This is a genomic window from Bartonella sp. AP280QHHD (assembly GCF_042196125.1).
GTDB lineage: Bacteria > Pseudomonadota > Alphaproteobacteria > Rhizobiales > Rhizobiaceae > Bartonella.
On the sequence record NZ_JBHIPQ010000036.1, the window covers coordinates 37,629 to 48,205 of the forward strand.

Here is a 10,577-nt window from a genome sequence, read left to right on the forward strand (position 1 = left end):
TGAGAGCCTTTGTTCTGAACATTTTTACAAGTTTATGTGATGCAAGGTTTTGATTGGTTTTATTGTTAGACCCAAGATGTTAGATCTTATCTGGAACAGGATCATGGCGTGTACGCCAAAGGGCGCACACAAGGCAAAAACAAAAATGCTTATTCTTTTAAAGAGGTGCTTTATCTTAAAATCGACCACGACCGCCTCCAGATTTACCTGCTTTTGCTGCCGCCCCTGCCGCACTTCTAACAGCGTTACCGGCAGCTCCTGAGATTTGTGAAGTGGCACTTTTTACTGCATTGCCACTCGCTCTTGCACCATTGGAAAGCATTGTAAAAATCTGTCCTCCTGAAGAGACACCAGCGTTAAAGTATGGTCCGCCAGAGGCCAGCGCTGTTGCAATACCAGGAAGCGCACGGAAGATAATAACTCCTATGATCGAAATGACGATGACAGGGGGAAAAAGAACATAAATTGATTCATATGAAACTTTGAGAACCTGTAGGATAACTTGACATATAATGGTTCCAAGCATGATTACGAGAACTTGTAAAATGGTAAAATTGATCAAAGTTGTAATCCATGCATCGGAGTATTTTCGCGTTGCATTGAACAAATACAAACTAATGAATAGAGGCCCAAGACCTATAATCATGACGAGTGCAACTTGTGCAAACATTTGCACAATAAAACCACCTATACAAAAAAGAATAACCGCGAGAAGCATGATAGAACCAAGAAGACCCACAATGATCTTTTCAAAAAACCAAGCATTGTATAAGACTTCTTGATAACGCGAACTTGCCTTTAACAAAATATAATCAAAAACATTGGAGCTTGCAGGATTACTGTTAAGCGCATTCCCAATAGCATTGGATAAATCATTGAAGAAAATATCCTTGACATAAGTATTAAATGTATCCGCATTCGTTGCCATTGTTGTAACAACAACGATTTTAACAACATTATTGAGAAGACTATGCATGGAAAGCGCAACGCGACCTGTCATAACATTATAGCCATAAAGAAAGATAAAAATGATTGCGGCGAGATTTAAGGGCGCTGAAATAGCAGAAGACAGCCCACTCACCGTCGTGTCCATCACATTATCAAGGGGTTTTAAAATATACCCAGAAACGCTTTCAAAGGGAGAAAAACTAAAGTCTGACATTTGTACTTGTACTTTCAAGTTTTTCTTTTAATTCTTTTTCTTTTTCTTTTAATTGTGCCTCAAGATATTTATGCTTTTTTTGTTCCTTTTCTTCACGTAATTCATCTTTTGTCTTCGTATCTCTTGCTTGAATCATATCAAGAGACTGAAGTTTTAAAGAAGCTACTTGAAGATCGGCTTGAAGAAGAGAAAGCTTTACTTGAAGATCTTGTCGAAGGGCTTGCAATTCTTCTGGTTTTGTGTCTGGTTTTGATTTAATATTTTCAAGTTGTTGACTTATGTCTTTGATTTTTTTTGCAGTTTCAGTTGCGCTTTTATAAATGTTTTCAGCTGTTTCTGATTTTGCAGCATCTAATTTTTGTGTGTTCTCGAGTGCTTGTTTATAATATTCATCCACATCAGATGTTGTTTGCGCTATTGCATGAGAAATAAAAGAAAAAGATAACAGTGTAACTAAGCCATATTTTTTCATTGATTTTTTCTCCTTTGATAAAATATGGGCAGCCATTTGTCAGGGGCAGCTCCATATTCGTTGATAATTTCATTCATGAGTTCAATGTTTTTTGTTGTGCCGCTTAAAACGGCGATCTCATCATTCATTCCACGTAAGTTAAGTTCTGCAACGACGGAACTTTGTCCTTGTTTGATGAGAAAACGACGGGACTCTCTGCTTAACTCTGACTGTATCAGTTCAAATTCACGCTCAGTAAGTTTGAAAGCTTCGACATAATCATTGTAATTTGCTTTTTGATTTGGAAAAAATATTTGGGTGGGGCATTGCTCAATGATTGTGTGCGCGATTGTTGAGTTCAAAGCATCTTTAGGGCTTTGTGTTGCAAAGAGCATCATGCCATTTTGTTTACGAATTGTTTTTAGCCGATCTTGCGCAAAAGCTTTAAATGAATCATCTTCTAAAGCTTTCCAGAATTCATCAACGACGATAATGATGCGCCGCCCATCAATCAGATCAAGAATGCGGTGAAAGAGATACATCATTAAGGGGCGCCGAATTTCTTCATTATCTAAGAAATCGGTCATGTCATAGCCAATGAACTGCGCATTTAAATTGAGATCATCTTGGTCATTATCAAAAACCCATCCTAAATCATTGCCTCTAATCCAGCGTTGCAGCCGTATGGCAATTCCTTCTTTGGATGTGTTGTCAAAAAACAGTTGAAGGGCACCAAGAGAGCGCTGGGTTGGGGGTAAGTTTTCCAAGGAATCAATGGCTTTGGCGATATCTTGTCGCTCTTCTTCTGTTACGATTTGCCCTTCAGCGGTCACCAGCTTTAAGATCCAATTACGAAGAAAGATTTTATTTTTTTCGGTGTATTCCATGCCCTTTAAGGGAGCAATACCCGTGGGCTGCCCATTTTTTAAAGGTTTGTATTTCCCTCCTCCAGCCCGTACAAAAATCTCTGCTCCTTGATCTTTATCAAAAAAAACCATTGTTGGATTGTGTTTTTGTAATTGTGCAAGAAGAAAATTAACAATCACTGTTTTACCAGATCCTGATGGACCACAAACAAATGTGTTGCCAAGATCGCCATAATGAAAATTAAAATAGTAAGGTGAACCAGCCTGTGTTTTTAGCAATGCGACAGCAGCTCCCCAAACATTATCGTTCAGTTTGCCAACAGGGAAAGAATGGAAGGGCGATAAAGCGGCAAAATTTCTGCTGGTAATGGCGCCTGAACGCGCACGATAGCTAAAGTTTCCAGGAAGCTGTGCCCACCATGCTGCTTCCAATCCTAAATCTTCTCTGGCAATCACGGCTCCTCCATTGGTTAAATGGGAACGTGCTTTTGATAAGTTTTCAGACAATATTTTGGGATGATCAGCAAAAACAGCTAAAGAAATGTGGTGTTCTCCCAAAACAAAACGGTTTGATTCTAAATCATCTAGCGCTTCATCCAGTGCATCGATTTGTGAGCTAGCACGGTCAGCTGCATTGATCATTTGATTTTGTTTGCGGCTCATAATCGCACTGGCGGCTGCCTTACTTTTAAAGACAAAGGATTGTGTTAAAATGAATTCAAATGGCACCGTAAGCAGACCATCAGTCATACCTGGGCGTGTTTTAGAAGGATACTCTTTCCATCCAAACATGCCCACAAAGCGTTCATTGCTTTCATGGCGAATTTCGATAATTTCTTTCCCAAAAATAACACGATCCGAGTAAATTGTTGAAGCAATAGTTCCAAATGTGAGAGGAATACGCTCACGTCTTCCCCCCACTAGCTGGTGGAGAAATTCACTTTGTTCGGCAAATAAAAGTCCTTCATGTTCATAGATTGATAGTAGACGGACTTCATACTCTTCCAAACCTTGCATAAGATCTTGACTTAACTCTTCGAGTTTACGAATAGCTTCTTCATCGGGCTCAGATTGTGTTTTCTTCGCTTTGCTCAAGCGCTGAAAAAATGAAACCAGCTTTTCTGTTTTATCCGCAGCCGGATTCCAAACCAGTGAAATAAATAGATCATTTCTATACAGTTCTTGCGAAACCATTTTCTTTTTATATTTTTCATCTAATGTTGTTGCAAAAGATGAAAGAAAATGACCTTCTGGGTATATCGTTTCACGGCGGCGGATGATGTGAGAATATAAAGCAAGCCGTTCATCTGCGATATTTTTTAAAAGGGTGTTTAATTGGTTGTGTAAAGAATTTAATTGATCAATATCCGCGGTGTCGAAATTTATACCCTCAACAGCCATCACAACCATTAAACAGCGTGAATTTAAAGCAACGACATGTTGGTTGATGTAGCGTATATAGGGAATATATTCTTCAGGCAAAGTTTCCCGTTTCATTATTGACATCTGTTTCACCAATTTCGTTCCTTCAGCTTAGTTCCTTATAAGTGCGGATAAGGCGTAAAGGGGAGGTTGAACCTCCTCCCCATCGGTTGAGGTTTTTTTGTTTTCCTCGGGTATTGAGCCATGCAAATAATACGCGAAATTGGTTGTGATCGTACTTTGTCACTTCTCGCAAAATAAAGTGTATCCCAATCCCAAGACCAAACATGGTAAAATCACTGGTCAAAATGAAAAGAATGGATGTCGCCATGACATTGAGCGCCATGGCTTCCATTGTAACACCAGCAAACATGGCTGGGCGCGTACAGGCAAGGAAAAGAGTATCTTCGTTCATTTATGTTGTGCCCGCTAATTTGCCGACGAGAGTGGGGGCACCAAAAACAATAGCAATCCCCAGAACACAGTAAGCTGCTTTGCGTAAATCAATAAAGCCGTACATCCAACCAATCCCCACAGCAGCAACACATATAATAGCAATAAGCCTTGCCGTTGGACCCGTCATCATTGTGACAATGTTGTCTAAAACACCATCAAGCTTCCCGAAACCACCTCCATTAGTAGAAGAAGCAGCATAAGAAGGATCTGATACAAGCAATGCTGTAAAAAGCAGCATGGTCACGATAAAAATGATGTTTTGGAATCTATTATCTGTCATTTTACCTCTCTTTAACAAATAATATTTGTTTATATGTCGACATTCCATCGCCTCTAACAAACTGGAGAGTGTTGTCATTTGATGACAGTTTAATTCTTCTCATTTGTTTGTTTTAAAAGCCTTGATCGTGGATCTGTTCACTCTCAAGCTCTTCTTCGTAAAGAGACAGAAGTCTTTTCAAATTGAGATTGTGTTATATGAAAATGGCAATTTTAAGTTGTGTATATTGGTAAAAATAACAATATTAAAATAATGAAAGAAAGAATATCATTCTTTACAAAATGTAGTTAATCTGCAACACTTATATTTGGATTTTTTCTTTAAAAACAAGGGGATTGCTGATCAATAATCTGACATGATAGGAAAAAAACGAATTTTTTGAGCGAGCGTGTTAAGAGATGCTATTTAAATTGATTGTTATTATTTACATTATGGGGGCTACGGTGTGGGGATTAAGCCAATATAAAGATAAAATGGATTTCAGCATTCTTAAAACATTTGAGACGCAAGATATCCAAGATATTGTCGATCTCTATCGAGAAGAAAAAAAGTTGGGTAGATCTATCACCAAACAGCAATTAGAAAAAAATGAACCAGCTCTCGATTTGCAGAAGAGTGTTTCATTAAATGATGTTGCAAATAATGCTGTTGTTTTTCATGGTAAGGCTTCTGTTACAAGTGGGGTTACATTTAAATTACTGACGCCTGCTGCACAATCTTGGCGCTCACATATCTCCCGTGATATTCATCTTTATGGTGTGGACACATGTGCACCCCGTCAAAAAGCAAGATTAAATGATCAAGAATGGCCCTGTGGTGCGGTTACAACGGCTTGGCTTGTCACCAAAACACTTGGGCAGGATTTATCCTGTAAACAGGCTTTGATGCACAATGGTGTTTATTATGCGCAATGTTTTGTTCAAGGGGTTGATTTAGCTGAGGAAGGTCTTAAAGAAGGTATGTTGGTACTCTCAAAAGAGGGGAAAAATTCTATTCCAGCCCAGTATCATCATGCGGAAGAAAAAGCACGTGGCAATAAGATTGGTCTTTGGTCGAGTGATTTCACTGAACCTTTAAAATGGCGGCGAGATAATGGATCCTATAACCCCTTTGCTAGTCCATGATTGGTTTTAACGAACATATTTACTTAAATTTTTATAGAGAAAACTTTATCAATAAAATTGTACCAAATCGTAGAGCAAATTTGAATAAACGGTGAGATTATTTTCGTTTAGGAAGTAAATGGATGGTAATTCCCTTTTCAAGGTAGGGTTGCTTTCAAAATCACTTCTCTATTTTTACTTATGTGTTTTATAAAAGCAGGAAAATGTCATTGTTGGTGGCAAAGCATTTTTGAGTATTTGTGTTTGAAGGAGAAGTGAGGCGATAAAAAACGCTCAAGAAACGGATTTCTAGAGCGGTGTTGATAAAAGTAAAAAATAAACAGACCCAAAAATGGTGTAACGTTTGATATAATGGATAAAATCTTTCACAATGCCTTAAAAGAATTCATAGCAAAAGTTTTTTCATCAGAATTTTGTCTTCAGGATTGGATCACGTTTTTTACTTCTTTAAAAGTGATCAATCTGTTGCATTCCTTGAAAAGCTTTCATAATTATCTGCTTTTAAATTCAGACTTCCAAATGATGGATGGATTTCAAATAGACTCTACACGAAGAAATCTTCGTAAAATGATTTGCATTGCTGATTGTTTTCTATATATCACAAAACGTTTCTATTTAGGCCTCGATGGAGGAACAATAATCAACATACAAATAGGTAAAAAGAGCTCATACTTTTTTGTTATGGCTGCATAGTCCATTGATCGTGAGATTTAAGTATTATAATGCTCATAGGCTTTCTATAGGGCTAGGGGCGATGCCTATTGCAATGTAACTATTTGAAATCAGTTGAACAAAAGCATTAATGCGCCTTCTGATTTCATCGTTTGTATTCAGTTTGGGCTCTTTCCCTTCTTATTGTATTTTATGACAAACTCATACGATGGCTATTGTGAGCTCTTCTTGCGTCACTTTACTCAGAGTGTTCACTTTGAAAGCAAGCAAGTGGATAGTGAGGCTGTATTCTCATACAGTGTGAAAATTCAACCCTCATTTGGGGGGATAATATTAACAGATAAGGTATTTAAAGAGGAGTAAAATGAAAAAAATTATTTATTATGCATGACTCTATTATTCGTCTTGGGGTGTGAAAAAACTATAGCCTAGAAGATTTTAAAAAAGATGCAAAATTAAGAGAAGAATGGGGAACGAAGTGTTTTCTTTCAGGACAATTTGTTAAGGAATCTAAAAATTGTCAAAATGTCTTACAAGCAGATACTGAAATGTTTTTCTCGCCAAAGCTTGATGCTCTAGACCGTGGTCATGTATTTTAATAAATACATATTACTCAACAGTAAAGTGTGATATAAAAATTCTAAAATAAAGAAGTTACGGCTCAACGAATGCTCGCTTCTTCAATTGTTATAGCGGATTTTTTATCATTTTTCATCTTTCAAATGAGCTCCCCAAATCATATTCGCAATCCTATTGTTTGTTTCATCTTTGTTAGATTGAGGATTATGATCATGAGAAAACAGGATAGCATTGTCTTATAGAAATATTTCTCAAGGTATCCAAGCCTATTTTGCGACGCTGTTCGTAAAGGGTATATAAAAAGCAAGTAAAATAAAATAGTTATGTCTAATATGGGGGAATAGGTGAATCTTGATTCTATTGAGTTTTTTTGCCTCTATCCCTCATCTTTTTGAAGCTTTTTTATCGCCTCTATAGCTAACCTTTTACGGTCTGCGCTCTTTGTGTAAAGAGATGCCATAGCATCATTTGTCCAGCCAAAGAGTGCTTTCAATTGTGATACTGTTGCACCAGAGTTAGCTGCGCGTGTTGCTGCTAATTTTCTTAATCCATGCGCCGATTTTTTAATTCCAGCAGCATTACAAGCGTCTCTAAATGTATCGCCAAAGCTTTCTTTGGAGAGTTTTTGATTAGTTTTACTACAGATGAATGTTTCTACTCCAATAGGACCAGCTTCAAGCGTTTTGGCTAATTCCGGTAAAATAGGTAGAAAGACATCTGTTTGGAATTTACTTTTCTCTGTCTTGAGATGAATAATATTGTCTTTGACATCTTTCCAGCCAATTCGTACCGCATCACCACGACGCAAGCCCGTATATAAAAGAACATCAATCCAGACACGTTCATGGGTACCATGGGACCATCTTTGATAATATTTCTCAACATCTTCTTCTGTCCAAACAGGAAAGCCGCTTTTATTTTTAAGAGGAGGTTTTTTGACGCCTAAAGCTGGATTATTTTCCAAAAGACCTTGATCAATTGCCCAATTAAAAAGTCCATTAAGGGCTTTCAGAAAGTTTCTAGCCATTGCTGGTGTTTCTTTGCGCCGTTCAACACCGGCTATGATATGTTTCTTTTCAATTGCTTGGTATGGAATATTTCCTATGGAGTCGCATATCTTCATAAGAATGTATTCTTTTTGTTTCTTTGTAGTATTAGAGTAGCTATGCCAATTAGAGCTGTTAAAGTATTGTTTAAGCAGCCATGCAAATGAACCTTCAACAAGTTTACCAGTTTTTGATTTAGGAAGTATAAGCCCTTGTAACTCGGCAAGTGCGCTTTTGTAGTTATCAACAAACTCTTGCGTTCCATAGGTACCGCGTATTCTAATGCGTGGTCCATGACCAATACGTACATACCATACAATTTTGCCATGTTGAGTAATTTGTTTAACGAGATGAGGAGGACGTGGTTTAGGCATGGTATTTTACATCTTAGAGAGTGCGGTTTCGTAATATTCATTCTTTGACAAATCTAAAAGTTTGTCTGGGTGGCTAACTGAATTTGGTATTGGAATATCNGTCTGGGTGGCTAACTGAATTTGGTATTGGAATATCTGCTTTAAGATAGATAAGCAGTTCACCGGTAGGTTTGATTTCTATGAGTTCGCATTTTTGCTTTTTTGCTTCTCTTAAAGCTCGTGCAATGTCTGCTTGCGTTATGATAGCTTTACGAGGTGCCATATCTTTTCTCCTTACATTGAGATGCAATTCACGTGTGGCGTGAATCACGCATTACTTGAAAGTGTTAAGAAGGGTGGGGGTGCTAGGAGGCATTTGTGAAGAGAAGCACCTCCATATGTAAAAAATCTGTAAGTTTATTTTTTAGATGTGCTTAATTTCATATTTCCAATCAGGCAATTGAGTAAGAGCTAATGCGAGTTGTCCTCTATGACACATGCATACATTGGCTTCAAAACAGGTGATTGCAACGCGCTTTTTGTTTAAAAACATTTGATATAATTTGTTTATTGCACAAGAATTATTCTTGAGAGTTGTATTTCGATAATTTTTAAAAAGACGGTCATAATCTTTTTGTGTTTTCAAACTTCTTCGTTTTTCAGAGGCAATTCCAAGTTCAGGCATATGCATATATTCAATATCAATGTTGCTTACAGCTTGCTCTAATTGTCTTTTTGAAAATCCGTGTTTTCTACTTATTGGATTTTTACGAACATCACATAAAGTTTTGATATTGTTTTCTATGAGACAACTAAGATAATTCTCAAGGGACCTACCTTCATAGCCAATGGTAAAAAAACAAAATTCCTCATCTTTAGCAGGCTGTATGATAATATGTTCGATGTTACACACGTTTAATTTCCTTATGTGAAAGGGTGGGGGTGCTCTTAGATATGCGGGGAACAAAACACCCCCATAAGGTTAAGCAGCTTTTGTTGAGAGTTGTTTTATCTCTCGCTCTATCTCTGCTAAAAAGGTTTCAACAGCTTGATTGATCTGTTCAAGTTGTTGATCATCACGGAGAACACGCTTGACTTTCATGCGTAAGTGAAAGAATTCCCCCGTAAAACGTGGATCATAACTTACGAAATCACACCATTTTCGTCCTGTACAAGCCATTTGGAATTGCATTTGTGCGTGATATTCTGGTTTGATTTCATCACCTATACAAAAGCGCATATGTGTTACTGATCTCGGGCATTTGACTTCGATTAAACCGTCTTCTCCAATGAGACCATCAGGACTAGCCCCCGCCATTTCTATTGTGGGGTGTTGGATAAAGCCGCACTTTGTTATATTGGCATCATGAATGAAGCCATATTCTCTCAAGGCATCATCTTCATGTTCGATACCCCATCTCATATCTTCAGTTTCATAATAAGGGCTTGTTTCGCCTGTTAAGCGCTCTGTTATGAGTTTGATTTTGTAGTCTTCATATTTGCTCGTAGGCAATCCTTTTGTAGTTTTATTGAGTATGTTGTAAATGTTTGATGCGGTGACTTTACCCAAGCGTGCTTGGAACCATTCTGCTGTTCTTTGTTCCATCTCACACCGCCGTTCTTTGTTCTTGTGGTGCATATTCTATATCTTGGACGTGAATATATTCGGCATCTTGTATAGGCGCCTCTATTTGCTTTTGTTGTAGGAAAGATTGTTCTTTTTCATGCTGTCTCTTTTGCAAAATATCCAAAATCCTTTGTGCTACTTCATCAGGAAGATCTTCAAGCCTGTCGACTTGTGCATAATCAAGCACTTTTTCTTCTTCTGTTTGAGTGATGTTTATTAATTGTTTGATTTGCATAAGCACATCATAAGAAACTAACTTCGTTTGTACGTTATGGTTTGTTTCATTGATACGTTTAGCTTCATCTTCTTCATAAATACCGGAAAGACCGAAAGCGTAACGAGCACATTGTATAGTGGCTTTATGACGCAACATACGTGCGGGGTATTTTTTCCAAGGGTCACTGTGGCCTTGTTCGCATTCTTTGCGATATTCGGTGACTTCGATAGGGTCTTTAATGCCTTTGAGACGAATAGCACATTTGATAGCAATGATATTCCCATCTTCATTGAGTTGATCTTGAAAGGTCATGCCATCAAAG

At 37.7% G+C, this 10,577-nt stretch carries 10 protein-coding genes and 2 pseudogenes; 2 read left to right on the top strand and 10 right to left on the bottom strand.

The window, feature by feature from the left end; genetic code table 11:
- Window positions 1–175 precede the first annotated feature (175 nt).
- The 5 genes from ACFIMK_RS04885 to ACFIMK_RS04905 are packed head-to-tail and all read right to left on the bottom strand — an operon-like array spanning window position 176 to window position 4,637.
- Window positions 176–1,162, bottom strand: coding sequence for a type IV secretion system protein (locus ACFIMK_RS04885; protein WP_375610597.1), 987 nt, complete (start codon window positions 1,160–1,162; stop codon window positions 176–178).
- Window positions 1,149–1,634 (bottom strand): type IV secretion system protein VirB5, encoded by a 486-nt coding sequence (locus ACFIMK_RS04890; RefSeq protein ID WP_375612193.1) that lies wholly within the window; start codon window positions 1,632–1,634, stop codon window positions 1,149–1,151. Before ACFIMK_RS04890 ends, ACFIMK_RS04885 begins: the two co-directional genes overlap by 14 nt.
- The gene (locus tag ACFIMK_RS04895) at window positions 1,631–3,985 is read right to left on the bottom strand and encodes a VirB4 family type IV secretion/conjugal transfer ATPase (RefSeq protein WP_375613568.1); all 2,355 of its coding nucleotides are present in this window, start codon (window positions 3,983–3,985) and stop codon (window positions 1,631–1,633) included. The genes ACFIMK_RS04890 and ACFIMK_RS04895 overlap by 4 nt, the downstream gene beginning before the upstream one ends.
- Before the next feature lie 22 nt (window positions 3,986–4,007).
- Entirely contained in the window at window positions 4,008–4,316 is a 309-nt protein-coding gene (locus tag ACFIMK_RS04900; RefSeq protein ID WP_273723684.1) for a type IV secretion system protein VirB3, read from the bottom strand.
- Window positions 4,317–4,637, bottom strand: a complete 321-nt coding sequence (locus tag ACFIMK_RS04905) for a TrbC/VirB2 family protein (protein ID WP_375638526.1) — start codon at window positions 4,635–4,637, stop codon at window positions 4,317–4,319.
- Window positions 4,638–5,035: 398 nt separating this feature from the next.
- On the opposite strand from ACFIMK_RS04905, the gene ACFIMK_RS04910 reads away from it, so the two are divergent.
- Both ACFIMK_RS04910 and ACFIMK_RS04915 read left to right on the top strand, forming a co-directional pair.
- Window positions 5,036–5,761: a hypothetical protein gene (locus tag ACFIMK_RS04910; RefSeq protein WP_375612195.1), complete on the top strand. Its 726-nt coding sequence runs from the start codon at window positions 5,036–5,038 to the stop codon at window positions 5,759–5,761.
- A gap of 1,148 nt (window positions 5,762–6,909) precedes the next feature.
- Window positions 6,910–7,032: pseudogene (locus tag ACFIMK_RS04915) on the top strand (hypothetical protein); the annotation flags it as partial.
- Window positions 7,033–7,388: 356 nt separating this feature from the next.
- Here the strand turns inward: ACFIMK_RS04915 and ACFIMK_RS04920 are convergent.
- From ACFIMK_RS04920 to ACFIMK_RS04940, 5 genes and pseudogenes are all read right to left on the bottom strand, one after another.
- On the bottom strand, window positions 7,389–8,432 hold the full coding sequence (locus ACFIMK_RS04920) for a tyrosine-type recombinase/integrase (RefSeq protein WP_375683064.1): 1,044 nt from the start codon (window positions 8,430–8,432) through the stop codon (window positions 7,389–7,391).
- A gap of 6 nt (window positions 8,433–8,438) precedes the next feature.
- A pseudogene (locus tag ACFIMK_RS04925) lies at window positions 8,439–8,694 on the bottom strand (hypothetical protein).
- A 141-nt stretch (window positions 8,695–8,835) separates the two neighbouring features.
- On the bottom strand, window positions 8,836–9,324 hold the full coding sequence (locus ACFIMK_RS04930) for a DUF488 family protein (protein WP_375668666.1): 489 nt from the start codon (window positions 9,322–9,324) through the stop codon (window positions 8,836–8,838).
- A gap of 69 nt (window positions 9,325–9,393) precedes the next feature.
- Window positions 9,394–10,017: a lambda exonuclease family protein gene (locus tag ACFIMK_RS04935; RefSeq protein ID WP_375693523.1), complete on the bottom strand. Its 624-nt coding sequence runs from the start codon at window positions 10,015–10,017 to the stop codon at window positions 9,394–9,396.
- Window position 10,018: 1 nt separating this feature from the next.
- On the bottom strand, window positions 10,019–10,577 hold a 559-nt coding region (locus tag ACFIMK_RS04940), incomplete at its 5' end, for a recombinase RecT (RefSeq protein ID WP_375682837.1).